Origin of the sequence: Fodinicola acaciae, from assembly GCF_010993745.1 — a bacterium.
Classification (GTDB): domain Bacteria; phylum Actinomycetota; class Actinomycetes; order Mycobacteriales; family HKI-0501; genus Fodinicola; species Fodinicola acaciae.
On the sequence record NZ_WOTN01000001.1, the window covers coordinates 892,270 to 918,469 of the forward strand.

A 26,200-nucleotide genomic window follows, 5' to 3' on the forward strand; every position below is an offset into this window, starting at 1 on the left:
AGGATCTTGTGGAAGACAACAGAAAGCCGGGTCGGATCGTGTTCGTCGGGGCCGTACACGAGGCGCGGCCGGCGTTGGCGGCGCTGCTCGGCTCGCCGCTGGCGGAGGTGGCCGCCGTGATCACGGCGACCGACGCCGGCCGCGCCAGGCTCGCCGGTGCGGTGGACTTCGACGGCCTCATACCGGACTCCGTCCCGGTGCTGCGTACGGACAACGCCAACGCGCCGGAGATGGTCGACACCGTCCGCCGGCTCCGGCCCGACCTGCTCGTCGTGGTCGGCTGGACGCGGCTCATCGGCCGCGCGCTGCTGGCCGTGCCACGCCACGGCACCGTCGGCTTCCACGCCTCGCTGCTGCCTCGCAACCGCGGACGCGCGCCGGTGAACTGGGCCATCCTGCGCGGTGAGAAGGTCACCGGCAACACGATGATGATGCTCGACCCCGGCGTCGACACCGGAGACATCGTCGACCAGCGGCCAGTGCCGATCGGCCAGGACGACACCTGCGGCTCCGTCTATCTGCGGTTGGCGGCGCTCGGCGCCGACATGCTTCTGGCCCATCTCCCGGCACTGCTGGCCGGCACCGCTCCGCGGCGCCGGCAGCCACCAGCTCTCGGTGACCCGCTGCCCAAACGTACGCCTGAGATGGGCGTCCTGGACTGGGACCGGCCGGCGGCCGCGGTGCACGACTGGATCCGCGCGCTGACTTTTCCCTATCCGGGAGCGTTCACCAGCGTCGGCGGTCGCCGCGCGATGGTGCTGGCGTCCCAGTTGCCGGCGGTCGGGACGCGCCGAGGTGAGCCAGGCACGATCCTCGGCTTCCAGGACAGCGCGATGCTGGTCGCGACTCGCGACGGCGGCGTGCTGGTGACCCGGATGGCGGTGCCTGGCGAGGAATCCCGGTCGGCGCGCGGCTGGTGCGAGCGGACCGGCACCGCGGTCGGTACGCGGTTCGACGCCGTACCCACGGCCATCTCCAGGTGGGCCCTCGGCCTGGGCCCGCACCCCGCGCGGCTGCCGGCCTGACGTTTCCGACGAAAGGAGTGTCGAATCGATGAGCATCGTCGCGGTCCTCGCGGCCCATCCGGACGACGAACTGCTCGGACCGGGAGGGACGCTGGCATTGTGGGTGCGTCGAGGCGACGACGTACACGCGATCATCGTCGCGGATGGAGCGACCAGCCGGTACGAGCACGGAATGGCCTCGGTCCTGGCCAAGTCGTCGCGGCGAGCCGGTGACGTTCTCGGCCTGTCCTCCGTACGCGATCTGGCGCTGCCGGACCAGCGCCTTGACGCCATCCCGCTCATCGACGTGACCCAGCGAATCGAAGCGGTGGTCGACGAGCTCAGGCCAGACATCGTCCTCACGCACTTTCCGCAGGACGTCAACGCCGACCACTGCGTCGTCGCGCGCGCCACCTGGACCGCCTGCCGGCCGTACGTCCTGCCGCGGCTCAAGCGGTTCGCGGTCTTCGAAACGCCGTCGTCCACCGAATGGGCGTGGCCGGCCGACGCCGCCGCGTTCGCGCCGACGGTTTTCGTCGACATCAGCGAAACACTCGAGGACAAGCTGGCCGCGATGGAGTGCTACGAGAGCGAGTTGCGCGACTATCCGCATCCGCGGTCGCTGCGTGCCCTGCGCGAGCGCGCCGGTTTCTGGGGAAGCCGGATCGGCCGTGCCGCCGCCGAGCCTTTCCAACTTCTGCGAGAGGTGACCTGAATGGATCCTTCGTTGCGCATGGACACCGCGTCGCGGCGCTGTGTCGACGTCATGATCGCGGTGATCGGTCTCGTCGTGCTGTTTCCGCTGTACGTCGTGCTTGCCGTGGGGGTGAAGCTCTCCAGTCCGGGGCCGGTGATCTATCGGCAGTGGCGGGTCGGACGTGACGAGCGGCTTTTCCAGATCTGGAAGCTGCGCAGCATGACGGTCGGCGCCGACCGGATCGGTCCGCTGGTCAGCGGCACGGCCGATCCGCGGGTGACGCCGTTCGGCCGTTGGCTGCGCGCCGCGCGGCTCGACGAGCTTCCGCAGCTGGTCAACCTGCTGCGCGGCGAGCTGACGGTTTTCGGCCCCCGGCCGGAGGTCGAGCGGTTCATCGGCTATTACACGCCGGCCGAACGCATGCTCCTGCGCGTACGGCCCGGCGTACTCGGACCAGGTGCGCTGCTCTTCGCCGACACGCAGTCCGAGGACCTCAACCTGGCGGCCGATCCGGAGCAGCATTACGTACGCAGCCAGCTGCATCCCAAGCTCCGGCTCGACTTGGACTACCTGGCCGCGCGCGGGCCGTGGCGCGACCTGATGCTGCTGGGCCAGACCGGCCGGATCCTGTTGCGTCGCGGCCGGTCGGTCAGGGATTGAGCCGGCCGAGCACCGCCAGCAGATCCGGATGGTCGCGCAGCGAGCCGCCGGCGTACGACCAGGAGAAAGTCAGCTCGCCGATCCAGTCGGACCGCTGCCACTGCGCGATCATCCTGGTCAGCTCGGCCGCGGTCGGCCAGCGCCAGTCTCCTCCGGAAAACGCCTGCAGCATCCCCATGTAGCGCTTCACGCCGGCAGCGCGCAACCGGTTGACGTAGTCCGGAATCTGCGACCAGTCGCAGGGTTTGCCGACGTGGCACGGATACGGGTCGGTCGACAGCACGTCGGTGCTGTCGCGGAAGGCACCGAACTGGGTCGGGTCGTCGACATTGACCAGCGTGAAATGCGTCCGGTCGGGGTCCAGTGCGCGTACGAGTGCGGACCGGGTCTGGACCTGCCGTGCGGCGGCGGGACAGTGGCCGTCGCTGTTGGGTTCGTCCGCGACGAAATAGCCGGCGACTCGGGCATCCTTTGGCAAGTTCGCGAATGTCGTTCGCAGCTGCGTGTCGGTCCAGTTCCAGGCACAACGGCTGTCGTCGTATCCGCCGAGCCACACGAGCGCGCGCTGACCGGTCGACACGGCGGACAGTTGCGACGGCGTGGCGTCGACAAATGTGTATCCGTATCGCTTTGTCGCCGGATCGACGGTGTCGATGATGGCCGCGAGAAAACCGGGCGGTGCCTTGCGAAATGCCGGAAGTGCGCTCGCGGACGGTGGCGTCCGGGACGGCCCGTGCGCCGGCGCGGGCCACAGCATGACGACGGCGCCGGCCACGGCGATCGCCGGCACCGCCCACCACCAGCGTGCGGCCATGGTCCCTCGTCTCAGTGCAGCAGCATGACGGCCATCCCGGCGGCCATGACCACCTCGCATCCGGACACCACACGCGGTCCGAGTACGCCGGTGGCGCCGCCCGCGACGGCGGCCCGGAGGCCGACCACAGGCAGCATCGACCAGCCGGCGACTGCCAGGAAATAGGCCGCGAGCAGCACGCTGACCACGGGTGGCCCTGACATCACCTGCCCGTGGTGTGTGCCGGTGGTGACCAGCATGTAGAGCATGGCGGCTGCCGCGACCGCCTGTCGCAGCCAGAGCAGCGGCTCCGACCGGCAGGCGGCGACCAGCGACCAGCCGAGCGCCACGACGAACGCGGTTTCCCAGCCGGCGAGCGGAATCGGGCCGCCGACCGGAGACACCATCGCGGCCATGCCGGCCGCCATCACCGCGTCGGCGACCCAGTGCGTCCGCGCGGCACCGCCATCGCGTACGACGGACAGCCGGGCCACACAGTGGCCGGCCACCGCCAGGAACGCGAGAGTCCACACCCATTCGATGAGCATGACCATACCGACCGGCGGCGGCCGGGAAAATCATCGGAGTCAGCCGACAGACTTCACGATCTCGGCGACGGTTTCGGCGTACGGGGTGGTCGGCCGGCCGATCAGCCGGCGCAGGTCACCGCTGGTCTCACCGAGCAGTCCGTCGGCGGTGTTGCCATCCAGCGCGACCACGAAGCCGGCGACCTCGGCCGGCAGGCCGGCCTCGACCAGCGCGGCGCGGTGCTCGTCCGAAGTGAGGTTGCGATAGGTCACCGGACGGCCGGCGGCGGCGCCGATGGCGTCGGCGAGATCCGCGTACGTCCAGGTCTGGTCGCCGGACAGCTCGTAGACCTTGCCTTCGTGACCGTCGGTCGTCAGCACGGCGACGGCCGCCTCGGCGTAGTCGGCGCGCGTCGCGCTGGCGATCCGACCGTCACCGGCACTGCCGGCAAACGACCCGTCGCGCACCGCCTGCTCGATCTTTTCCTGGTAGTTCTCGGTGTACCAACCGTTGCGCAGGAACGTGTAGGGCAGACCGGACGCGCGGATGGCCTCCTCGGTCGCCTTGTGATCCGGCGCCAGGACGAGCGCGGTGTCGTCGGCTTTGGGAGCGCTGGTGTAGATCAGGTGTCGTACGCCGGCCTGCTTCGCGGCCTCGACCGCGGCGGTGTGCTGCGCGACCCGGTTGCCGACCTCGTTGCTGGAGACCAGCAGCACCTTGTCGGCGCCGGCGAACGCGGTGGCCAGCGTGGCCGGGTCGTTGTAGTCGGCGTGCCGCACCTCGACGCCGAGGCCGGCGGCCTTGTCGGTGCTGCGCGCGGCGGCGACGATCTGGTCGGCCGGCAACTTGGCTCGCAGGCCCTGGACGACCAGCCGACCGAGTTGGCCGCTGGCTCCGGTGACGACGATCATGTGGACTCCTCAGCTCGATGCTTGCGTCTGGATAGTACTAACTATTGGAAAGTACTAGCTAGTCCGCCGCGAGGTAACCTGGATCGCATGGAAGAGTTCGACCGGCTCCTTTTCGACGTCTTCGCGCGTGGCTGTCCGTCGCGGAAGGCGCTGGAGGACGTCACTGGACGCTGGGGGATCCTGGCGATGGTCGCGCTGCGCGACGGCACGCTCCGCTTCAACGCATTGCGCCGCCGCGTCGACGGCGTGAGCGAGAAGATGCTGGCGCAGACCCTGCACGCGCTCGAGCGCGACGGGTTCGTACGCCGGGACGCCCAACCGGTCATCCCGCCGCGCGTCGACTACAGCCTGACCGAGCCGGGACGGCGGCTCGCCGACAAGCTGATCGAGCTGATCGAGCTCACCGAGTCGTTGATGCCAGGAGTTCTCGACGCACAGAATGCGTACGACACAGCCAAAGCTGCCTCCTGACCGGGGCGGTGGTGGTGGGTGTTGAGGCCGTGTCGGGTTTCGCGGGGGCGATAGATGTGGCGGGGACGTGGTGCGTCTCCTGTTGTGTTGGGGTAGTTGAGTTTCTGATTTGTTGCGTTGGGGTGGGTTTTCTGGTTGTTGCGTGGGTGGATGGTTGGGTTTTCGCCTGCGCGGCGGGCGCTCCTGCGCGGAGGGCGACCTCAAGGGAGGGGGCGCGGGAACGCCAATCGGTGTGCACGAGGGGTGCGGGCGGCGGTTTGCGGGCGAGGCCGGGCTCTCCAGGTCACGTATGGGAAGCAACCCGTCAGGCTGGATGCCAACGGTCGTGCTGTAGCGCTAAATGACCGTCTTGTCGGTTTGTGTTTTTGGTAGTAGGGACGCCATGCGTGCGTCTGACGCACGTATGGGGGCCATGCGAACATTGAGCGGCGGCTGGGGTGGTGCTGGTGTGACAACTGTGGCTGACAATGCAGGTGAGGTGGCTTGATCGCGTAATACTTGTCTGACAAGACATCAAGCTAGGGTATTTTGCCGAGTCTGAGTCATCGCTCACAGTCGGCCTTTCTCGTTGCGCTGACCTGTGGAAACGCGAGTGTCTCCGGTGTCACAAATGCTGAGTGCATGAGGTCACTGACCGCGTGGCACGGGCTTCTTACCATGAAAAACAAAATTGCGGATGAGTGGAGTGACCGGATGCGGCGTGTCCTGTTGTCGGGCCTACGAAGATTGGGCATCGGCCGCAGTCAGCTGCGCCGCCGCTCGGACCGTGTGGAGAGCATGTTCCTGCGGTGGGCCGTTCTTGGCGTAATCGTGGCGATTGTTTTGGCTCCATCGTTGGCGATCGACACCTATCAGCGAGAAATGCGTACGGTCGCGCAGCAGGCTGCGAGCCGCCACGAGGTGCAGGCGGTCGTCTTGCAGGACGCGCTGGCCAGTCCGAGCAGCGCCGAACCGTCGGGACTGACGCCGGCGCAGGCGCACGTACGGGGACAGTGGAAATCGCCGGACGGCGTCGTGCACACGGCCTCGATTGAGGTCGACAGTGGTACGAAGGCCGGCGCGCACGTGCCGATCTGGGTCGATCGCGCCGGACATCAGGTGTCGGCGCCGGAGACCGCCGGCGGTGCGCTGATCGGCGCGATTCTGGCGGCGCTGGGCGCGGTGATCGCGGTCGTCGCGTTGTTCATCGCGCTCTATTGGCTCGTACGCTGGCCGCTCGACCGCATCCGGCTGGCGCGCTGGGACGCCGAATGGCGCCGCGCCTCGGCTGACTGGGCCAGCCGCTCCTAGCCTCGGGCTTTCATCTGTTGGCCGGTGACACGGCCTAGAAATGCACGGAAGTGCCTGTCCAGTGCGGGAAACTTGGGATTGCGACGTCTCAAGGGTCACTGCACTGGAAGGCACTCCGTAGGTGAAGGTTAACAGGGTTGGCGGGTTGGTTCTGGATCCGGCTCGCGAGTCGTTGGTGTCCTCTGCTGGCGGACTGTTGTTACGGCAGACGATCCGGTTGTCAGGTGTGCGGCGAGCGTTGTCGGTAGCCCTTGATCCGTGGCGTGGTCGCCGGGTCCGCCACGGTCCGGGGAAGATCGTTTGCGACCTGGCGACCGCGGTTGCGCTCGGCGGTGACTGTTTAGCGGATGTGAGCGTGGTCCGGGCGCAACCTGGACTGTTCGGGCCGGTGGCCAGCGATCCGACGATATCGCGGCTGGTCAGCACGTTGGCTGGCGATGTTGATGCTGTCCTGCCGGCGATCCGGTCCGCGCGGGCTCAGGCGCGGTGCGCGGTCTGGAAGCGGCGCCGGCCGTTGGCCGGCCGTGCGGGTAGTCGCGACGGCGGCCAAGTCATCATCGATCTGGACTCGACATTGGTGACCGCGCACTCGGACAAAGAACGTGCCTGCGCTACCCACAAACGCGGGTTCGGATTCGCGCCGATGTGCGCGTTCGTCGACCATGGCCAGTACGGGACCGGAGAAAGCCTGGTGCTGCAACTGCGTCCTGGCAACGCTTCACCGTGGAACAAGCAGGACCATGTCCAGGCTCTGGATCTGGCGCTGGCCCAGCTGCCCGAAGGCGAGCGCGCGCAGGTGTTGGTCCGTGCCGATTCCGGCGCGTGTTCCAAGGCGTTCCTGCATCACATCACCGATCTGGGGTTGGAGTATTCGATCGGATTCCCGGCCCATGAAACGGTCAAAGCCGCGATGGAGGCTATCCCGCCGCAGGCCTGGAGACCGGCTGTTGACGGTGACGGCCAGCCGCGCGAGGGCGCGCAGGTCGCCGAGCTCACGCGATGGATGCCCGACCCGACCCCGGCAACCCGACCCGGTCCTCAACAATGGCCAGCCGGGATGCGGGTGATCGCCCGCCGGGAACGACCACACCCCGGCGCGCAACTACGCCTCACCGACCAGGACGGGTGGCGCATCACCTGCTTCGCCACCAACACCCACGGCCCCGGCTGGACACTGGACACACTGGAAGTACGCCACCGGCAACGAGCCCGTTGCGAGGACCGTATCCGCGCGCAGAAAGACACCGGCATGCGCAACCTGCCCTTCCACGGATACGCCCACAACCAGATCTGGCTGGAAATCGCCGCACTAGCGGCGGACTTGCTGGCCTGGACCCAAACCCTGGCCTGGGACACACACCAACCCGCCAGACGCTGGGAACCCAAACGCCTACGGCTACGCATCCTGGCCGTCGCCGGCCGCATCATCCACAGCGGCCGACGACGACGCCTACGACTACCCCGCAACTGGCCCTTCAACCACCTCATCGACAACGCCTGGAAATCCCTACAACCCAGCTAAAAACGACGAACCAACCCCACAACCAGGACCGGAGAACCGGCGACACAGCGCCGGAAACCAGCCCTGCCACAAACAAACACACAGACCCCACAACCAGCCAAACAGTCACTCAACTCCCACGCGAAAGATCGAGGCTAGGGTCTGTCTCCATATTCCGCGGGGCGATAGCCGAGCCGCTGTCACATCTTTCTCGGGCCGCCTGACGGCACGGCGAAACCGCCCATGTGGCGCTGCCACGCCGGGCGGCTCCGCCGCACCGCCAGACGACATTTGGATCTCGACTCTCATCCCCCCGGAATATGCAGACAGGCCCTAAACCACCTCGGCCAACACGGCGAGGATCTGGTCGCCGTATTTCGCCAGCTTGTTCTCGCCGACACCGCTGATCGTGCCGAGCGCCTCCAGCGACGACGGCAGCTCGGTGGCGATCTGTTTCAGCGTGGCGTCGTGGAAGATGACGTACGCCGGCAGGCCGAGCTCGCGAGCGGTCTCGCCGCGCCAGCTCCGCAGCCGCTCGAAAATCGGCTCCGCCTCGGCGGTGAGCTCGATCGCCGCCTTGGCCTTCGCGGACGACTTGGCCGCCTTCGGCGCGCGCGTACGCTCCGGCTCGCGGCGCAGGCGCACCTGGCGCTGCTCGAACAACACCTGGTTGCTGCCTTCGGTGAGCACCAGCGTGCCGAAGTCGCCCTCGACGCCGAGCAACCCCTGCGCGAGCAACTGCCGTACGACCCCGCGCCACTCGGTGTCGCGCAGCTCGCTGCCTTTGCCGAAGACGGTGAGCTGGTCGTGCCGGTGCTGCCGCACCTTGTCGGTGGTCTTTCCGAGCAATATGTCGATAACCTGACCGGCGCCGAACTTCTGGCCGCGTTCCTTACGGAGCCGGAACACGGTCGAGAGCAGCTTCTGCGCGGCGATCGTGCCGTCCCAGGCCTCCGGCGGAGTCAGGCAGCTGTCACAGTTGCCGCAGTTTTCCTCCTGCGACTGGCCGAAGTAGGCGAGGAGCTGGCCGCGCCGGCACTCCACCGTCTCGCACAGCGCGAGCATCGCGTCGAGGTGGATGTTGAGCCGGCGGCGGTGCGCGTCGTCGCCTTCGGACTTGTCGATCAGCTGTCGCTGCTGCACCACGTCGGCCAGGCCGTACGCCAGCCAAGCGGTCGACGGCAGGCCGTCACGGCCGGCGCGACCGGTCTCCTGGTAATAACCCTCGACCGACTTGGGCAGGTCGAGGTGCGCGACGAACCGTACGTCCGGCTTGTCGATCCCCATCCCGAACGCGATGGTGGCGACCATGACCAGGCCGTCCTCGCGGAGGAACCGCGCCTGGTTGGCCGCCCTCGTGCGGGAATCCAGGCCGGCGTGATAGGGCAGCGCCTCGATCCCGTTTTCCACCAGGAAATCGGCGATCTTCTCCACCGACGCGCGGGACAGGCAGTAGACGATGCCGGCGTCGCCGGCATGCTCGGTCTGCAGCAGCTTGAGCAGCTGCCGCTTCGGCTCGTTTTTCGGCACGATCCGATACTGGATGTTGGGCCGGTCGAAGCTGGCCACGAAATGCCGCGCCTCGGTGAGGTTGAGCCGGTGCGCGATCTCCTCGCGGGTCGCGTCGGTCGCCGTCGCGGTCAGTGCGATCCGCGGCACGTCCGGCCAGCGCTCGTGCAGCGCGGACAGCTCCAGGTAATCCGGCCGGAAGTCGTGGCCCCACTGCGCCACACAGTGCGCCTCGTCGATGGCGAACAACGACACCTTGCCGCGGTCGAGCAGCCGCATGGTGGCCTCGACCCGCAACCGCTCCGGCGCCAGGTAGAGCAGGTCGAGCTCGCCGTCCAGGAAGGCCTCCTCGACCTCGCGGCGGGCGTAGGAATCCTGGGTGGAGTTGAGAAAACCGGCGCGTACGCCGACCGTACGCAGCGCGTCGACCTGGTCCTGCATCAGCGCGATGAGCGGCGAGATGACCACACCGGTGCCGGGCCGTACGAGCGCGGGGATCTGGTAACACAGCGACTTGCCGCCACCGGTCGGCATCAGCACGAGCGCGTCGCCGCCGCCGACCACGTGCTCGATGATGTCCTGCTGGTTGCCGCGGAACGCGTCGTATCCGAAGACGCGCTGCAGGACTTCGGTCGCTTCGCTGACTGTCCCGAGGCTTCCCACCCGACGATCGTACGGTCCAGGGCCGACGATTCCGCGCGCGACGTGCGGAGCGGCGTCGGCTGTCCGCATCCACACCCTTGACCGGTGAGTCTTCTTACGCAACCGTGGTGCTTATGAAGCTGGGATGGACGATGGGTTACTGGGGTGCCGGGCCGGCGCCGGGGACCGACGAGGTGATCGACGAGGCTGACGCGCTCGGCCTGGACTCGATCTGGACCGCCGAAGCGTACGGGTCGGACGCGCTGACTCCGCTGGCCTGGTATGGCGCGCGTACGACGACACCGCGGCTGGGCACCGGCATCATCCAGATGAGCGCGCGCACGCCGACCGCCACCGCGATGGCGGCGATGACCCTCGACCACCTGTCCGGCGGCCGCGTCATCCTCGGCCTCGGCACCTCCGGTCCGCAGGTCGTGGAGGGGTGGTACGGCCAGGAGTATGGCAAGCCGCTGGCGCGTACCCGCGAATACATCGACATCGTACGGAAAGTCGTCGCGCGCGAGAAGCTGACGCATGACGGCGCCTTCTACCGCGTGCCGATCGAGGGCGGCACCGGGCTCGGCAAGGCACTGCGCTCGACGATCCGGCCATACCGGACCGACATCCCGATCTTCCTTGGCGCGCAGGGACCCAAGAACGTCGCTCTCGCGGCCGAGGTCGCCGACGGCTGGCTGACGCTCTTCTTCGGACCGAAGCTGAACGATTACTACAAGGACGTGTTGGCTGAGGGGTTCGCTCGTCCGGGCGCGCGGCACACCGCGGAGTCGTTCGAGGTCGCCGTGTCGGTGACCGCGGTGATCGACGACGACGTGGAGGCCGCCGCCGACCGGATCCGTCCGCTGCTGGCGCTCTACATCGGCGGCATGGGCGCGGTGGAGGCCAACTTTCACCGCAACATGTTCCTGCGGCTGGGATACGAGCAGGAGTGCGACAAGATCACCGAGCTCTACCTGTCCGGCCGCAAGGAGGAGGCGATCGCGCAGGTGTCGACCGCGATGGTCGAGGAGGTCGCGCTGATCGGCCCGAAGGCCAAGATCGCCGACGACCTCGCGGCGTGGCAAGCGACCATCGCCACCAGCCTGGTGCTGATGGGCGCCGACCTGCCGACCCTGCGTACGCTCGCCGAGCTGCTCGGATGACCGCATGGCCACCATGCGTGCGTCTGACGCACGCATGGTGGCCATGCGGCCAAACCGACACGTAAGTGGGACGAGCGAGGGTGTGTCGGGCAGAACCGGCGGCACCCGCCTACGATCGGCGGCGCGCCAAGGAGGGGAGTGGGCTTGCGCCGAGCGTACTGGTGGGTTGCTGGCTGTGTGGCGGTCGTTCTGGCCGCGACTGTCGGGACGGTGATCCTCACGATCAACCTGTCGACCGGCGGCCCGCGGCCGTCGATCGTGCTGAAGAAGATCACCGACAAGGACGAACGCGACCGGTTCAACGCCGCCCGCGAGATGGTCGAGAAGCTGGTCGCCGGTGACGTGTCGGCGCTGCTGCCGGGGGTGAGTCTCGACCTGAGCAAGCTGCTGCCGACCGGGGCCAAGCTCGTCCTGGAAGCGGCGAGCTGGAAACGCGCCGGCCGCGGCGCGACCGTCGACGGCAAGGTCGGCGACCGGCGCGTACGCGTGATCCTGGTGGTCACCGACGACGGCTGGCGCGTCGTCGACGTACGACCGCCAACCGACACACCGCCGCAGCAGCCGGAGCCGCATCCGAGTACGTCGCCATCGCCGCAGCCGAGCAACACGCCTGGTCCGAAGGCGATGCTGACGACCTCGCAGTGTGCCGGCGTACAGGTCGCGCGCGGCGCCAAAGCCGGCCCCATCCCGGTGCTGTTGGTGCCAGGTCCGGACGGAGTCGCCGGCCTGACCGCCTCGGTTGGTACGGCCGCGGTCGCCGGAGCGACGCCGGTGGCCACCAGCCTGGTCAGCCGCTTCGCCGAGATCCCCGGCGTGACCGCGTACGTGCTGGCCAAGGGCGACGGCAGTCACTGGGTCGGCGACCGCGACGCCACTGGTCCGGCCGTCGCCGACGCCATCGACTGCCTCCACAAGGGCGGCCAGAAGGTGGCTGTCGTCGGTGTGTCGACCGGCGGCCTGGCGGTGAGGTGGGCCCTCACCGGTGACCGCGCCAAGGCGGTCGGCATGGTCGCGACGATCGGCAGTCCGTTCGGCGGCGCGTACGCCGTGGACGTCGCGCGCGTACTCAAGGACGACGACCCTGGCTCGCTGCCGAAGACCGACGCCGCGCAGGCTCGCCGCGACAGCCTCGTTCTCGAGACAGCGATGGCCGACCTCGCGGTCTGCCCGAACGCCGGTGGTCCCAAACAGCACACCGAGCCGGCCTGCCGCCGCCTCGACACGCTCGCGGCGCTGGCCGGCGGCCTCGGTGACTCGCTGCGGCCGAACGCGGTCGGGTCGCTGCCGGCGTGGCCGTCCGGCCTGCCGGTGCTGCAGATCGCCGGCACCGCACGCGTTGGTCAGATCGACGTCGGTGACGGCATCGCGACCACAGCGTCGGCGCTGGCCGACGCGAGCCGCAAGGCGACGCACACCTGCCTCGACACCAAGGTCGTCGCGAGCGCACCGGCCCGTTGCTGGAACAGCGACCTCGCAGTGCTGACCGAGGCTGCGGACGACGCCGTCGGTGCGGTGCGCGCGTTCGTACATCCGACCGCGGCGGCATTCGTCGACAAGAACACCGCCAGCGTCATCGAGAACGGCAAGGTCGGAGCGAGCATCACGGCCACCAGGTACGGCTTCAGCAAGGCCGCGTTCAGCGCCGACGGCCGCTATCTGGTCGCGGTCGGCTCCGGCGAGATCGGTGTGCTCGACGTCGACACGGGCGCGCACCGGTCGGCCGCCTGCGACTGCGGCGAGATGGCGGTCGTCGGCCGCCAGGCGTACGTGGCCAACGGCTATTCGTCCCGCACGATCAACGCGTACGAGCTGCCTGACCTGCGGCCGCGGCCGAGCGGCTTGGGCGAGTTCGGCAAGCCGGGATCGTTCGCCGGCCCGAAGGCGGCCTACGGCGAGCAGCTGATCGTCGCCATCCTGGAGGACGCCGGCGCCAGCAACGGCACGCCGTCGCTGGTGGCGGTCGGACCCGGCGGCGCGCGCTCCAAGGTCGTCAAGCTGCCGGAGCCGTCGGTGCCGCTGGACGTGACCGCCGACCCGTACGACCCGACCGGACCGGTGATCGCGCTGACCAGCTCGCACGTGTCGGCCTGCAGCTTCTTCGGCAAGGCCTCGATCGTGAACTTCACCGCGGGCACACGGAAAGACGTCGACGGCAAGGCCTTCGGCGAGTCGGCTCCGGACACCGAGTCGATCGACATCGCCGACGTGCATCGCGGTGGCGACGGCCGCTATTACGCGGCTGCGCACGCCGGTTCGTGCGACGACAGCCTCAACCCGACCGAGACCGTGCCGTGGAGCCTGTGGCGGCTCGACGGCACGCGATGGGCGAGCGTGGACGGCGGCGTCAAAGGCCCGGACCGCTACTTCGGACCGGCCGGCCGGCTCAGTGTCACACTGACCTCCAGCACCGACGGCACACTGACCTGGAAGCACGGCTCGGATTCGCAGTCGTACGGCAAAAACGTGACGGCGATCGCCTCGCCGCCGGGGTCGGCGATCGTCACCGACCCGTCGCTCGCGCCGCCGGCCGGCAGCAAGGTCACGCCGCCGAAGCCGCTGCTGGCCAGCCCGGACGGCTTCGGGCCGCTGCGGATCGGCGCGCCGTTGGACAAGCTGGTGGCCGACGGCCTGCTGAAGAACGACAAGCCGGCTGGCACACCCGGCTGCCTCGCCTACTCGGGCGCCGGCCGGCTGAAAGGCCTCGTCTACGTGCAGCAGCAGGGCGGCTCGACCCTGCAGGCCGTGAGCGTCAGCTCGGCGAAGTTCGGCACCGACGCCGGCCTGCCGCCGAACGCGACTCTCGACCAGGTGAAAAAGGCCTACGGCTCAGCGTTGCACACCGAGCGCGTGCTCAAGCAGAACGAGCCGGTGATCCATTACTACGTCGCGAAGGGCCCGAACATCCTGCTTTTCCAGGTTTACCAAGACAAAGTAGGCGGCTATCTGATCGGCGAGAAGAGCGCGGTGGACTTCTACGCGAGCCTTGGCGGGCTCTGCTAGGGCCTGTATCGGAGTCCCACGTGGATGAGAGTCGGCGTTTGGGGTCGGCTGTCGCCGCGTGGGACTTCGAAACAGACCTAGCGCGGTTGCCTGGCGAACCGTTCGCGTATGTCCGGACGATTCGCCAGCTTTTCCGGATATCCGGGGCCGATCCGAAACCGTACGTCGTCAGAGGCCAGCTTTTCGCCGCATCGCTCGCACACCACCAAGGCATGGGTGTCGTGGCCGCACCGCTGGTGATGGAAGGTGATCGGCGAGGTTTCGCTGTCGTAGAGCCAACGGTCGCCCCATGCGGCCATCGCCGCGAGCACCGAGAAGAAGTCCTTGCCCTTGGCGGTCAGCCGGTATTCGTGTCGCACCGGCTCGCTCTGATAGCGCACCTTTTCCAGCAGTCCCTCGGAAACCAGCCGGCTGAGCCGCTCGGCCAGGGTGTTGCGGGCGATGCCGAGCGCCGACTGGAACTCGTCGAACCGGCTGATGCCATAGAACGCCTCGCGCAGCACCAGGGGCGTCCACCAGTCGCCGAGCATGTCGACGGTCGTGGCGATCTGGCACGGCCAGTTGGCGAACGACGTGCGTCTCATGCTGCCAGCATACTCAGTTGCGTTATGAGACTGAGCTGTCCGCGGGCTCGTCACAGAGGCGGCGGAGCAACGGCGAGATGCGATAGTCGACCAGCTCGCGCATCACCAGCGCCGTACTCGTCCGCTCGACACCGGGGATCGCCAGGATCTCGCCGGCGACCCGATAGAGGTCGTCGCCGTCGGTGGCCACCACCTGCACCATCAGGTCGGTCTGGCCGCTGATGCCCTGCACCTGCAACACTTCCGGGATCTGCGCGAGCGCCGCGCCGACCTCGTCCAGCCGGCGCTGGGTGACCTGCGTCGTCACGTACGCGCTGAGCGGATATCCGAGCGTACGCGGCGCGATCCGGCGCTCGAACGACTCCAGCAGCCCGTCGCGTTCCAGGCGCGACAGCCGAGCCTGCACGGTGTTGCGGGACATGCCGAGCCGCTCGGCGAGCGCGATCGTGGTGGCGCGCGGCTGGTCGGTGAGCGCGCGCAGCAGCCGCGCGTCGGTCTGGTCGAGGCGATCAGGGTTGTGCACCATGCTCACTCCAGCTGCGCGTCCAATGGCTTGGTTCGTGCACTATGGTCAACGCTATCTCATCATGTTGTGCAGATCTTGAAGTCGTGTTGTGCTTCTGGCAACGAATTGCGCAGTTCAGGAGATCAGCATGACGAGCGTCGCCGCGGCCGGTGCATTGTCGGACACGAGCGTTCTTCGCGAGGTGGAGCGCCGGATCCTGTGGCTGTCCACCGCGATGGTGCACCACGCCAACCGCGTACGACCCAACCCCTCCGGCCTGAAGGTCGGCGGCCATCAGGCGTCGTGCGCGTCGATGGTGTCGATCATGACCGGGCTGTGGTTCGGCCACCTGCGGCCGGAGGACCGCGTGTCGGTCAAGCCGCACGCGTCGCCGGTGCTGCACGCGATCAACTACCTGCTCGGCGAGCTGGACCAGCCGTATCTGGAGTCGCTGCGCGCTTTCGGTGGCCTGCAAAGCTATCCGAGCCGGTCGAAGGACCCCGATCCGGTGGACTATTCGACCGGGTCGGTCGGGATCGGTGCCACCGCGCCGATCTGGGGCGCGGTCGCGCGTCGCTACGTCCAGCAGAAGACCGGTGTCGGCGGCACCGGCCGGCAGTTTTCCCTTGTCGGGGACGCCGAACTCGACGAAGGCGCGGTCTGGGAGGCGATCCTGGACCCGGCGGTGGCCGAGCTGGGCGAGCTGGTGTGGATCATCGACCTCAACCGGCAGTCGCTCGACCGCGTGGTGCCCAACATCGCCGCCGACCGGCTGGAAGGCATGTTCGCGGCGGCCGGTTGGCAGGTCGTCACGCTGAAATATGGTCAGCTGCTGGAAAAGCTGTTCACCAGGCCGGGCGGCGCGGCGCTGCGCACGCGGATCGACGCGATGTCCAATCCGGAATACCAGCGGCTGCTTCGATGCGACGCGGCGCAGCTGCGCGAGCGGCTGCCTGGTGACGGCGCCATGGCCGCCGGCATTTCGACGCTGATCGCCGACCTCGACGACGCGGTTTTGCTCGATGCCATCCGGAATCTCGGCGGCCACGACCTTGGTGCGCTGGACGCCGCGTACGCCTCGATAGACGACACGCGCCCGACCGCCATTTTCGCGTACACGGTCAAGGGTTATGGCCTGCCGATCCAGGGCCATCCGCAAAACCACTCGTCGTTGCTGACCGTCGAGCAGATGGCCGAGCTCGCCGGGCAACTGGGGACCGACCTCGCGGATCCGTGGCGTCCGCTCGAAAACGACAGTCCGGCAGCGCGGCTGTGTGCGGCCACCGCCAGTCGGCTGGCGCGTACGCCGGAAAAGGTGTCGCCACCGCCGAAAATTCCGGTGGACATCGGCCGTACGCCGTCCGGCACCGCCACGACGCAGGCAGCACTCGGCCGTGTTTTGCTTGATCTGACCAGAGAAGCACCGGACGCCGCCGCTCGGGTGGTGACCGTCAGTCCGGACGTGAGCTCGTCGACCAACCTCGGCGGCTGGGTCAACAAGGTCGGCGTGTGGTCGTCGCGAGAACGCGTCGACTGGTTTGCCGACGACCGCGAAACCATCCTGCACTGGCGCGAAAAACCGTCCGGCCAGCACATGGAGCTCGGCATCGCCGAGACCAACCTGGTCGGGCTGTTGGGAGAGTTGGGGGCCACCTGGAGTCGGTGGGGACAGCCACTCTTCCCGATCGGCGTCCTCTATGACCCGTTCGTGGAACGTGCGCTGGAACCGTGGTCGTTCGGGATTTACGCTGGTGGACAGTCAATTCTGGTGGGCACGCCGTCGGGTGTCTCGCTGGCGCCGGAAGGCGGTGCTCATCAGTCGATCACCACACCGTCCATCGGCATCGAGCAGCCGGGGTGTATCACGTACGAGCCGGCATTTGCCATCGACGTGGAATGGACACTGCTGGCAAGCCTGGCACGACTGGGAAAGCCCGATGGTTCGTCGGCCTACCTGCGGCTCTCGACGCGGCCAGTCGACCAGAGTTTGGCCGCTGTGCCAACGGATCCGGCCGCGCGCGAACGCCGTCGCCGGCAGGTCGTGGCCGGCGCGTACCCGCTGCGCCGCGCCGACTCGCCGGACGTGACGATCGCCGCGATGGGTGCGATGCTGCCGGAAGCGATCGCCGCGGCAGATCGCCTGGAGCAGGCCGGCCTGTCCGCCGATGTCGTATGCGTGACCAGTCCTGGACTGCTTTTCGCCGCGTTGCGTGCGAAACAGGGACGTGCGGAGGGATCGACCTGGATCCTCGACCAGGTCTTTCCGGCCGACCGAGCCGCGCCGCTGGTGACCGTACTCGACGGACACCCGCACACGTTGTCGTTCCTGGCCACCGTCAACCGCGTCGTGAGCACGTCGTTGGGGGTCACCGGATTCGGCCAGTCAGGCGGGCTGGAAGACGTTTATCGTTACCACGGCATAGATGCCGACGGCATCGTACGTGCCGCGTTGGACGCGGTGTAGACGCGCGCGTACCCGGCGCTGGGCCGCAACGCCGGGCACGGCTCGTATTTTGTTGTCGTTACTCGTCTTTTTTGCCGGTCATGCCGTCGACGAAGCCTTCGACGCGGTCCCGAGTCGCATCCAGGGCGTCCTTTGTCTTGGCCTTGAGCTGCTGACCCTGGCCCTCGGCCTCGGTGCCGCGGTCGCCGGTCACCTTGCCGATGCCTTCCTTGGCGCGACCGGCGAGCTCGTCAGCTTTGTTCTCCATGCGGTCGTTCATCCTGATCTCCTTCCGCCTGTGTTGGGAAGGGTTCCCGGCATACCGTCGCGCTAATCGCCGCAGATGTGGTTTACGCCACCCAATGGCCCGGCCGCGTCATCGCCGGCGGCAGCTTCGTACGCGCATCGCCTCGTGCCGCGTCAAGCTGCGACTGGATCAGGAAAATCGCGCCGGTGAGATCCGCGCCGCGCAGATCGGCCGTACGAAAGTCCGCACCGGTCACATCCGCCTGCCGCAGGTCCGCGCCGCGCAGATCGGCGCCGATCAGATATGCACCGCGCAGGCTCGCACCGCGCAGGTCCGCTTTTCGTAGGTCCGCGCCGACAAAATCGGCGCCGCGATGCTCTTTTTTCTTGGTGCCTTCGCGCGCCAGGTCGCTGGTTTTCAGCAGGAGCGCGTTGACTTTCTGCCAGTGCTCGTTGATGTCGAGCCGGAGGAGGTCATCTGGCGGCAGGTCGGCGAGTTGTGCCGTCTCGTCCGACAGTTGGCGCAGGTCGGCATGAACCGGCTTGGCGGCACGGATGGTCACGGCCTCGGCGAGATACCAGAGCAGTTGGTGAATGTCGCGCATGACAGGGAAGACCGCGAACATCTGCTGCCGGGTCCGCGGCGCCGCGCGCCAGTCGACGCCGCGGTAGGTCTGTTGCGCCACCTGCTGGCCGGCACCGAAGCAGTCGTAGACCGTGCAGCCGGGGAAGCCTTTTTCGCGGAGGTCGCGATGGATGCCGCAGCCGAAGTCGTCACGCAGGTTGCGGCACGGCTGTCCGGCCGGCTTGTCGACCGCGAAGTCGGCCGACTTCGCGAATGCCGGCACCACACAACAGAGACCGAAACAGCGTTCGCAGTCGGCCACCAAGTCGAGCCGCTTCCGCTCCACCACGTCGGTCCCTCTCTGCGCGCTCGACAACCTCAAACACACTACTTCACGCTGCATGCGGTCGTACGCCGTGACGGCCGGTGGTCGGTCGGTCGCCAGCATCCAGTCGATCGGCGCACATGGCATGTCCGACGCCACGCCGGGGGACTCCGGACGATGCGTTTATCCGTTCGCGGACGCGTACGGTTTGGAAGCCGCAGCCATGGGTTGTTTAACGGCGGGAGAACGGCAGTCGGCGCGTCGTTGGTCTTATGAGACTCGCGAGGGAATCCGACGCTTGTGTCGCCAGTACAGAGCCAGTTGTTGGGTGGCGTACGCGCGCGTGCGCTCAACGACGCGCGGCCGCGCCGTGAGTTGCATCTGCACACTGGCCGTGATGGCCGTCTCGCGCTGCGCGGCATCCTGGACGCGGAGACCGGTTGTTCGTCGACGTGGATTTTTGAGCAAAAGCCGCTTCGAAATACCTACCACCTGTTCGGGTGACCGGGCAGGTGGACCCCAACCAACAACTGTACGGACGCTTCGTCTGAGCTTCCCTCGTGAAGGGTTGACTATGCTGTGCCCAGCATAGTCATGTTTTCGTAGTTTACCGGGATATCTGCCCGCAGATGGAGCGTTGGCGGCGGTTGTTGTAGAGGTCGCAGATCTACGACACTACGACCGAGCGGGCGTGCGCTCGGGTACGGAACTGGCGACGAGATCGTACTTCGTGTTCGAGGGTGGAGAAGAACGATTCGGCGGCGACGTTGTCGAAGCAGGACCTGACGCGTCCCATGGACGGGAGGCCATCCGGATCCCCGCGGAGGCCAGGTCGGCGTTGGGATGCTCGCTGGTGCCGCGCGCAGCACTCGCCGGAGTGCAGGTCGATCACCATAGGGAGATAGAGTTCCCCTTTGTCGGTAACGATTTCGGTCATGTCGCCTCCTTCCGCAGCGTCTGCTCACACATCCCGAGGCCCGGCCGGTTTCGGCGGCGCGGCAGGAGGATGTGTAATTGTGTTGAGTCCGAGCCCGAGCTGGTGATGGAGTGGCCGGCATGGATTTCCGCACTGACCGGCTGGTCCTGCATGCGATCGATGTGCCGGAGGCGCAACGCATCCACGACCAGGCACCGCAACCAGGCGACGCCTGGGCCGCCGACTTTCCGTTCACCGGCGACCTGATCGCGATCACCAACTTCCTCCGCGACACCACATTCGGCCACTACCTGATCCGGCGGCGGGTGGACGGCCTGGCGATCGGAGGCGCCGGCTTCAAAGGTTGTCCGGCCGGCGGCGCCGTGGAGATCGGCTATGGTCTGGTCCCGTCCGCGCGGGGCCACGGCTACGCGGCGGAAGCGGTCACAATGCTGGTACGCATCGCCGCAGACCGTGGCGTGACAACCGTTGTCGCTGAGACCGAGCCGGACAACATCGCGTCGCAACGGACCCTCGAACGCGCGGGTTTTCGGCAGGTCGACGCCGCCGAGTCGTGCCGGTACGAGTTTCGCATCTAACGGCGAAGGAGGTCGCGTACGACCGAGCGTGTCGACTCGATGGTGACGCCGTACGCGGCCAGTGGCTCGGCGATTGTCGGATCCTTCAGCAGAGCCAACAAGAGATGCTCGGTGCCGACATAGTTGTGGCCAAACTCCAGCGCTTCGGCCACCGACGCCTCCATGGCACGCCGAGCCGCAACGTCGATCGGCAAGTCGGTCGGCGATGACACACCTCGTGCAGGTGACGTCAAAACGGACCGCAAGGCGGCCAGATCGACGCCGAGAGCCTGCAGCGCCTTCACCGCAAGGGTTTGCCGATTTTCCAGGATGCCGCGCATGAGGTGCCGCGCGTCCACTGCGGCAGCCTTTTCCTTGCGGGCAAACCGTTCGGCATGGCCAAGAGCGGCGCGGGTACGCTCGGTGAGCCGGCTGAGTGCGCCGGACTGTGCGAGGTCGGCGAGAGTGAGGCTGGACCAGCGCGGCGTGTAGCGCTGTTGTGCCGCCTGCCGGCTGACCCCGACATGGGCGCCGATATCGGCCCATGACAAGCCTTCCGCCCGCGCCTGCTCGATGTAATAGCCGACCAGGCGATCGCCGAGATGCGCCAGCTGTCCGGCCAACCGTTCGGCGACGGCGAGCCGTTCCAGCGGCGTATCGGCTTGGTCGGCGATCGCCACCAGATCGGCCAGCGCAGGAAGGTCGTCCACTCCGTCAGTGTCTCATGTCAAGGATTGCCTTGACAACGGGACGATGTCAAGGCATAACTTGACGCATGCGACTGAAGCATTTGACGCAAGCCCTGGACGAGTACGTGCCAGTGATCCTCGACCACTGCGAGGCGCCGGGCATGACCATTGCGATCGGCGCTGGCGATCGCGTCGTGTGGACGTGCGGCTACGGCCTTGCCGATGTTGCGGAAAACCGGCCGATGACGGCGGAAACCGTCGGCCCGACCGGCTCCGACGCCAAACCTTACACCGCTGTCGCGGCGATGCAGCTGGTCGAGCGCGGCATCATCGGCCTGGACGATCCAGTGAACCACTACCTCGACGGGTGGCGGATCAAGAATCCGTACGGCGACAGGGAAATCACCCTTCGGGACCTGCTCACCCACCGCAGCGGCCTCGGCACCGGCATGGGCAACTGCGACCGTGTGCCGCCGGGACCGCTTGGTGAGCATCTGCGGAAAGTGTTCGAGGAGCAGCGATCCGACGCGTACGGTGGCATGCTTCCGTTCTGGGGGACCAAAGTCGACGTGAACTACCAGTACAGCAATGTCGGCATCGCGCTGGTTGGTTATCTGGTCGAGCTGCTCAACCCGGAGCGGCTCACGTTCTCCGACTACGTCGACCGGCATATTTTCCAGCCGCTACGGATGACCTCGACGGCATTTCCACCGGCACAACATCCGGACCATGTGTCCGCGGAGCTGCTGGCGCGACGGTCGACCGGATACGCGACGCTGCCTGGCCTGCGATGTCAGTTGCCACCGGTGTATCCCGCCGACTATCCGGCCGGCACCGCGCTGACTACGCCGGGCGACCACGTACGGTTTTTGCTGGCGATGACGGCAAAAGGCGGCCGCATCCTGCAACCGCGGACGGCGCGGCGGATGCTGACCCCGCAGGCCGGCCGAGGCCCCGACCCGAGCGCGACGATCGGGCTGGTGTGGAGCCTTTTCCACCACGGCGAGGAAAATGCGTACTTCGGCCATGGCGGTGAATACATGTGGGGATGGAACCAGGTCTCGCGCTGCTGGCCGCGGCAGCGGATCGCGGTCACCGCCAACACCAACCAGTGGGACCTCGGCGACCTCGGCACATCGGAACGGCCGAGCCATCTCGCCGGCCGGCTCGTGCTCGGCATCGTGACCGCCTGGGTCGAAGGCCGCGACCCGCGGCCGGCGCGCTGTCCGGCCGCGGGCCTCGGCTATCTGGCCGGGGTGATCGTCGCGGACCGGCTCACCGCCAGGCTCGGAATCCGTACGCCACCGACAAAATCCGAGATCGACGAGATCGCCAGGTCGGCGCACCTGGCCGGGGACCGCGACGCGTTCCGGCAGGGAATGGTTGATCTCGTCGCCACCGACGGCACGCTGCCGGCACTGGTCGAGCTCAGCCGCCGAGAGTTGCCCGACCACGAGATCGATGTGCTCAAGCGCCAACTCGGCGTCCCCAAGCTCGGCATCATGGTGTGAGCGTACGAGCCAAAAACTCCGCCTGCAGTGCGGAAAGACTGCACAACGTCACGCGGTCGCGCGGCATGTGTGTGAGACCGGACAGGATGATCGTCGTGTGCGGCCGAGCGGCGGCCGTCAACGCGGCGGACAGTTTGAGCGTGTGTACGGGAAGGACGTTGTCGTCGGCCAGGCCGTGGATCAGCATCAGCGGCCGGTCCAGATTCGGCGCGTCGGACATGATCGAGCAACGCTCGTAAACGTCCGGATATTCGTCCGGATGACCGAGATAACGCTCCTGGTAATGCGTGTCATAGATCCGCTGGTCGGTGACCGGCGCACCGGCGACCGCGACGTGGAAGACATCCGGACGACGCAACACGGCGAGCGCCGAGAGAAATCCACTGTACGACCAGCCGCGGATGCCGACACGGCTCAGGTCGAGATCGGGGAACTTCTCGGCGGCCGCGTGCAAAGCGACGATCTGGTCGGTGAGCGACAGCGGTCCCTTGTCGCGGTGGATCGTCCGGCTCCAGTCCGGATCACGTTCCGGCGTGCCGCGGCCGTCGGCGACGATCACCGCGTATCCCTGGTCGGCCCACCATTGCGAGTCGGTGAAGGCGCCGGCGGCGGCGAGCACACGCCGGCCGCCGGGCCCACCGTACGGGTTGAGCAGCACCGGAAGTTTTCCGCTGCCGGCAACATGACCGGTCGGAAACAGCACCGCCGTGCGGATCTCGTGCTCACCGGCGTGGAAGAAGACCGGCCGCGGGTCGACCAGTGGTGTCTCGACCAGAGAGCGCAGCTCGGCGATTTCTTTTCCGTCTCGCCGTACGGAAAACCGTGGCGTCGCGCGGTCGAGCGTACGGCTCGCCACGACCGTCGTGCCGCCGCCGGCCGCTCCACTGTGGACACCTGGGACGGAGGTGATCGCCTGCGGACCGGTGTCCGGCGCGTACGACCACAGATGGTCCTCGGTTTGTTCGGTGGACGCGACGAAGAGTACGGTGTCGCCGTCGATGTCCAGGACCGTGCGGATCTGCAGGCCGACCGGCGTCACCGGCCGGTCGCCGATGACCAGCCGGCGAGTGTTGTCGCTCTCGGCGACCCACACCAGCTCGCCGTCGGTCGTCCGCCCCGGCACGCCGGTCGTGATCGTGGTCCACGCCGAGTCGCGGTCTTCGCGGACGACGGAGGTTTTCCCGGTGTCTGGGTCGATCGCGAGGATCGTCATCGTCGTCTGCGACCGGTTTTGCACCACGGCGAGCACATCGTGCTTCGTCCACGCGACCGTCACCACATACTCGTACGCGTCGTCCCAGTCGACCTCGACGCGTTTTCCATCCGTGCCGAAGATGACCAGTCGCACCTCGGCGTTTGCGGTGCCGGCCAACGGATAGCGCCGCGAGGACGGCGCCGCCTCTGGATTGCCAGGATCGGCGAGGAAAATCGTCGCCACCGGCGAGGTGTCGACTCTGGTGGCGATCAGCCGGTCGCCGTCAGGAGACCACCAGTAAGCGCGGAAGCGGTCCATCGACTCACCGGCCACGTGTTCCGGCACGCCGTACGTGATGTCCCCGGACTCCGGTTGGGCCAAAGCCCGATCCGCTCCGGTGGCCACGTCGAGGACGTGCAGCGCGCCACCGGTGACGTAGGCGATCGCGGTGAAATCGTTGTTAGGAAAGGCCGTGTCGACCGGTCCGGCGACCGGCAGCTCACCGGTGTTCCCGCTGCTTACCTCGACTGTCCACAGTCGACCGGAGAGTGGGAAGACCGCATGCGCGGCGTCCGTGTCGGTCGCGTACGTCGTGATGCCGGTCGACCGCTCTCGCGCGCGTTCGCGGCGTACGAGCTCCTCGGCGGTGGGATTGTCGGCCGCGTCGCCGAGCAGGTCGGCAGGGTCGGCGAGCAGTTTCTCCCTGCCGGTGCCGACGTCCAGCTTCCACAGGCAGCTGACCGGGTCGCGGCCCGCGCGCGTGCGGGTGAAGAGCACGGTGTGGCCGTCCGCACTGACGGTGGGATTGCGCGGCAGGCCAAGAGAAAACCGGCGCGTGTCGGCTTCCTGGACGAGAAACGGGTCGAGGTCCATCGAGTTCTCTACCTTTCCGGAGCGAGGCGGTCGGCGGCGGCGAGCTGGCTCGGGTCGCCGAGCAGTTCCCAGCGTTGCAAGGCGATCGGGACGTTGCCTTCCGACCATAGGCGATCATGAAACCGGCGCAGGTCGAAGGAATCGCCGAAATGGACCCGAGCCGAGGCGAGCAGGTCGAGGATCTGCTGCTTGCCGGCCTGGTAGCTGAGCCGCTGGCCGGGACGGGCCGCGAGGCCGGTGGCGTCGTGAAAGGCCATCTCGCGGTCCACCGGTACGAGCCGGAGCAGCCGGTCGGCGGCCTCGTCGAGGCTGATCGATCCCAACGCCAGCTCCACGTCGAGCTCCGCGCGAATGGCGCGTAGCCGGAGAAAGTTGGCGATCTGCCGCATGCTGTCCGGCCGGTCGGCGAAAAGGCCGGCCTGCAGTGTCATCTCCTCGTGATAGAAGGCGATCCCCTCGCTCGGCAGCGAGTCGTAATAATGCCGGCGGACCGGATCGGGATGCTGCCAGGAAAGTGCCGCCTGCTGCGCGTGTACGCCCTCGTGGATGAGGCCGCCGCAGAGCGGATCGTAGGCCTTGGCTCGCTCAAAGTACGGCAGGTCGTCACGCGGCGCCGGGACGTAACGGATCGCGTCCTCGCCGGCGCGGCGCAGGCTGGTCAGGTCGTCCGGCACGGCGAGCCAGGCCAGGGGAGCGAGATATGCCGGCATTGGCGCGAAAAGATAGCGGCGCAGGTCGTCCGGCTGGCTGAGGATGGCGTTTTCGGCGTAAAACCGGCGAAGGCGCTTCTCGTCGGCGTCTTCGGTGGCGACCTGGTCGGCGATGCTTGCCGCGAGCGGTGCCGGTGGCACATGCCGGAATCGTTGTGCGAACACGGCTTCCATGGCGACGGCACGCTGCCACTCCGACCGTGCCAGCTGGACGATGTGGTCGGCCGGCTGGGGATAGAGCGCCACCCGATGCAGGAAAAAGCCGAAGGCGTCAGCACCGACCGCCGCGCTGGCACCGAAAGTCGGCAGGCGCTCGACCAGCCAGTCGCGATACGACTCCAGCGCGTCGACCGCATCCGTTGCCAGCAGTGAAAGCGCGGCCATGGACGCCGGCAGATCGCGTACGAGCCGGTCGAGCTGGTCGATCGCGAGCCGCGCGAACGGGGCGGCGACATCCGCCAGATTGGTTTTCGCCTGGTCGATGATGACCGGAATGTGCCGCAAGTATGCCGAAACAGTCGCCGCGCGATCCGGCGACTCCAGCGGAAGCATCGCCTCGAAAATCGGAATGACCGCCTGGTCGACGTAGAAGCCGGGGTGCCGTTGCCAACCGCGCAGCAGGTCGTTTTCCCAGTGCACGCGGTCGATCGCGGACCTGAGCAGTCGCGCGTCGACACGTACGGCGACCGGCTCGCCTGACACGTCGATGGAATCCAGGCGGCGGGTGAAATCCGCCGCCTTCGCCCGCAGGTCGGACACGGCGCGGTCCGACCAGTCGGCGAGCCAGCCGGCCGGTCGCTCCATCCGTGTGAGGTCGTCACCGTTGTCCGGCCGGGTGGCGGCTCGCCAGGTCCAGAAATCGGCGGCCAGTTGCCGCAGCATGCCGCACCTCCG

General features: G+C 67.6%; 23 protein-coding genes. 12 read left to right on the forward strand and 11 right to left on the reverse strand.

The window, feature by feature from the left end; all coding sequences use genetic code 11:
- Positions 1-8 precede the first annotated feature (8 nt).
- The 3 genes from GNX95_RS04080 to GNX95_RS04090 are packed head-to-tail and all read left to right on the forward strand — an operon-like array spanning position 9 to position 2,361.
- Complete coding sequence (locus tag GNX95_RS04080; RefSeq protein WP_163505807.1) at positions 9-1,025, forward strand: methionyl-tRNA formyltransferase; 1,017 nt, start codon at positions 9-11, stop codon at positions 1,023-1,025.
- Positions 1,026-1,053: 28 nt separating this feature from the next.
- A complete protein-coding gene (locus tag GNX95_RS04085) occupies positions 1,054-1,719 on the forward strand; it encodes a PIG-L deacetylase family protein (RefSeq protein ID WP_163505808.1) in 666 nt (221 codons plus the stop codon).
- Entirely contained in the window at positions 1,720-2,361 is a 642-nt protein-coding gene (locus GNX95_RS04090; RefSeq protein ID WP_163505809.1) for a sugar transferase, read from the forward strand. It begins immediately after the preceding gene.
- On the opposite strand, the gene GNX95_RS04095 is transcribed toward GNX95_RS04090, so the two are convergent.
- The 3 genes from GNX95_RS04095 to GNX95_RS04105 are packed head-to-tail and all read right to left on the reverse strand — an operon-like array spanning position 2,351 to position 4,593.
- The gene (locus GNX95_RS04095; protein WP_163505810.1) at positions 2,351-3,175 is read right to left on the reverse strand and encodes a hypothetical protein; all 825 of its coding nucleotides are present in this window, start codon (positions 3,173-3,175) and stop codon (positions 2,351-2,353) included. The two genes, GNX95_RS04090 and GNX95_RS04095, sit on opposite strands and share 11 nt — an antisense overlap.
- Before the next feature lie 11 nt (positions 3,176-3,186).
- The gene (locus tag GNX95_RS04100) at positions 3,187-3,702 is read right to left on the reverse strand and encodes a DUF5134 domain-containing protein (RefSeq protein WP_163505811.1); all 516 of its coding nucleotides are present in this window, start codon (positions 3,700-3,702) and stop codon (positions 3,187-3,189) included.
- 39 nt (positions 3,703-3,741) lie between these two features.
- Positions 3,742-4,593, reverse strand: a complete 852-nt coding sequence (locus GNX95_RS04105; protein WP_163505812.1) for an SDR family oxidoreductase — start codon at positions 4,591-4,593, stop codon at positions 3,742-3,744.
- Between the two features lie 87 nt (positions 4,594-4,680).
- On the opposite strand from GNX95_RS04105, the gene GNX95_RS04110 reads away from it, so the two are divergent.
- From GNX95_RS04110 to GNX95_RS04120, 3 genes are all read left to right on the forward strand, one after another.
- Positions 4,681-5,064 carry a winged helix-turn-helix transcriptional regulator gene (locus GNX95_RS04110; RefSeq protein ID WP_163505813.1) on the forward strand — a complete coding sequence of 128 codons (384 nt, stop codon included), beginning with the start codon at positions 4,681-4,683 and terminating at the stop codon, positions 5,062-5,064.
- A gap of 693 nt (positions 5,065-5,757) precedes the next feature.
- On the forward strand, positions 5,758-6,354 hold the full coding sequence (locus tag GNX95_RS04115; RefSeq protein WP_163505814.1) for an Rv1733c family protein: 597 nt from the start codon (positions 5,758-5,760) through the stop codon (positions 6,352-6,354).
- Between the two features lie 121 nt (positions 6,355-6,475).
- Positions 6,476-7,876 (forward strand): IS1380 family transposase, encoded by a 1,401-nt coding sequence (locus GNX95_RS04120; RefSeq protein ID WP_281356868.1) that lies wholly within the window; start codon positions 6,476-6,478, stop codon positions 7,874-7,876.
- A 312-nt stretch (positions 7,877-8,188) separates the two neighbouring features.
- Here the strand turns inward: GNX95_RS04120 and recQ are convergent, their stop codons facing one another.
- Positions 8,189-10,027: a DNA helicase RecQ gene (gene recQ / locus GNX95_RS04125; protein WP_246281502.1), complete on the reverse strand. Its 1,839-nt coding sequence runs from the start codon at positions 10,025-10,027 to the stop codon at positions 8,189-8,191.
- Positions 10,028-10,140: 113 nt separating this feature from the next.
- Here recQ and GNX95_RS04130 point away from each other — a divergent pair, with 113 nt between their 5' ends.
- A complete protein-coding gene (locus GNX95_RS04130) occupies positions 10,141-11,166 on the forward strand; it encodes an LLM class F420-dependent oxidoreductase (protein WP_163505816.1) in 1,026 nt (341 codons plus the stop codon).
- Positions 11,167-11,376: 210 nt separating this feature from the next.
- A complete protein-coding gene (locus GNX95_RS04135; RefSeq protein ID WP_163505817.1) occupies positions 11,377-14,166 on the forward strand; it encodes an esterase/lipase family protein in 2,790 nt (929 codons plus the stop codon).
- A gap of 77 nt (positions 14,167-14,243) precedes the next feature.
- Here GNX95_RS04135 and GNX95_RS04140 read toward each other — a convergent pair whose 3' ends face one another.
- Both GNX95_RS04140 and GNX95_RS04145 read right to left on the reverse strand, forming a co-directional pair.
- Positions 14,244-14,750, reverse strand: coding sequence for a winged helix-turn-helix transcriptional regulator (locus GNX95_RS04140; protein WP_163505818.1), 507 nt, complete (start codon positions 14,748-14,750; stop codon positions 14,244-14,246).
- 22 nt (positions 14,751-14,772) lie between these two features.
- Positions 14,773-15,276, reverse strand: a complete 504-nt coding sequence (locus GNX95_RS04145; protein WP_163505819.1) for an Lrp/AsnC family transcriptional regulator — start codon at positions 15,274-15,276, stop codon at positions 14,773-14,775.
- Positions 15,277-15,403: 127 nt separating this feature from the next.
- On the opposite strand from GNX95_RS04145, the gene GNX95_RS04150 reads away from it, so the two are divergent.
- On the forward strand, positions 15,404-17,719 hold the full coding sequence (locus tag GNX95_RS04150; protein WP_163505820.1) for a transketolase-like TK C-terminal-containing protein: 2,316 nt from the start codon (positions 15,404-15,406) through the stop codon (positions 17,717-17,719).
- A 58-nt stretch (positions 17,720-17,777) separates the two neighbouring features.
- Here the strand turns inward: GNX95_RS04150 and GNX95_RS04155 are convergent, their stop codons facing one another.
- The gene (locus tag GNX95_RS04155) at positions 17,778-17,978 is read right to left on the reverse strand and encodes a CsbD family protein (RefSeq protein WP_163505821.1); all 201 of its coding nucleotides are present in this window, start codon (positions 17,976-17,978) and stop codon (positions 17,778-17,780) included.
- Positions 17,979-18,048: 70 nt separating this feature from the next.
- Positions 18,049-18,858: a pentapeptide repeat-containing protein gene (locus tag GNX95_RS04160; RefSeq protein ID WP_343034763.1), complete on the reverse strand. Its 810-nt coding sequence runs from the start codon at positions 18,856-18,858 to the stop codon at positions 18,049-18,051.
- Positions 18,859-19,134: 276 nt separating this feature from the next.
- On the opposite strand from GNX95_RS04160, the gene GNX95_RS04165 reads away from it, so the two are divergent.
- Both GNX95_RS04165 and GNX95_RS04170 read left to right on the forward strand, forming a co-directional pair.
- The gene (locus GNX95_RS04165) at positions 19,135-19,338 is read left to right on the forward strand and encodes a hypothetical protein (protein ID WP_163505822.1); all 204 of its coding nucleotides are present in this window, start codon (positions 19,135-19,137) and stop codon (positions 19,336-19,338) included.
- Between the two features lie 552 nt (positions 19,339-19,890).
- The gene (locus GNX95_RS04170; RefSeq protein ID WP_163505823.1) at positions 19,891-20,349 is read left to right on the forward strand and encodes a GNAT family N-acetyltransferase; all 459 of its coding nucleotides are present in this window, start codon (positions 19,891-19,893) and stop codon (positions 20,347-20,349) included.
- Here GNX95_RS04170 and GNX95_RS04175 read toward each other — a convergent pair.
- Positions 20,346-21,038 carry a Clp protease N-terminal domain-containing protein gene (locus GNX95_RS04175; protein ID WP_163505824.1) on the reverse strand — a complete coding sequence of 231 codons (693 nt, stop codon included), beginning with the start codon at positions 21,036-21,038 and terminating at the stop codon, positions 20,346-20,348. The two genes, GNX95_RS04170 and GNX95_RS04175, sit on opposite strands and share 4 nt — an antisense overlap.
- Positions 21,039-21,103: 65 nt before the next feature.
- Here GNX95_RS04175 and GNX95_RS04180 point away from each other — a divergent pair, with 65 nt between their 5' ends.
- Positions 21,104-22,528, forward strand: a complete 1,425-nt coding sequence (locus tag GNX95_RS04180) for a serine hydrolase domain-containing protein (RefSeq protein ID WP_163505825.1) — start codon at positions 21,104-21,106, stop codon at positions 22,526-22,528.
- Here the strand turns inward: GNX95_RS04180 and GNX95_RS04185 are convergent.
- A complete protein-coding gene (locus GNX95_RS04185) occupies positions 22,518-24,596 on the reverse strand; it encodes a S9 family peptidase (protein ID WP_163505826.1) in 2,079 nt (692 codons plus the stop codon). The two genes, GNX95_RS04180 and GNX95_RS04185, sit on opposite strands and share 11 nt — an antisense overlap.
- Positions 24,597-24,604: 8 nt before the next feature.
- Entirely contained in the window at positions 24,605-26,188 is a 1,584-nt protein-coding gene (locus GNX95_RS04190; protein ID WP_163505827.1) for a DUF885 family protein, read from the reverse strand.
- Positions 26,189-26,200: the final 12 nt, after the last annotated feature.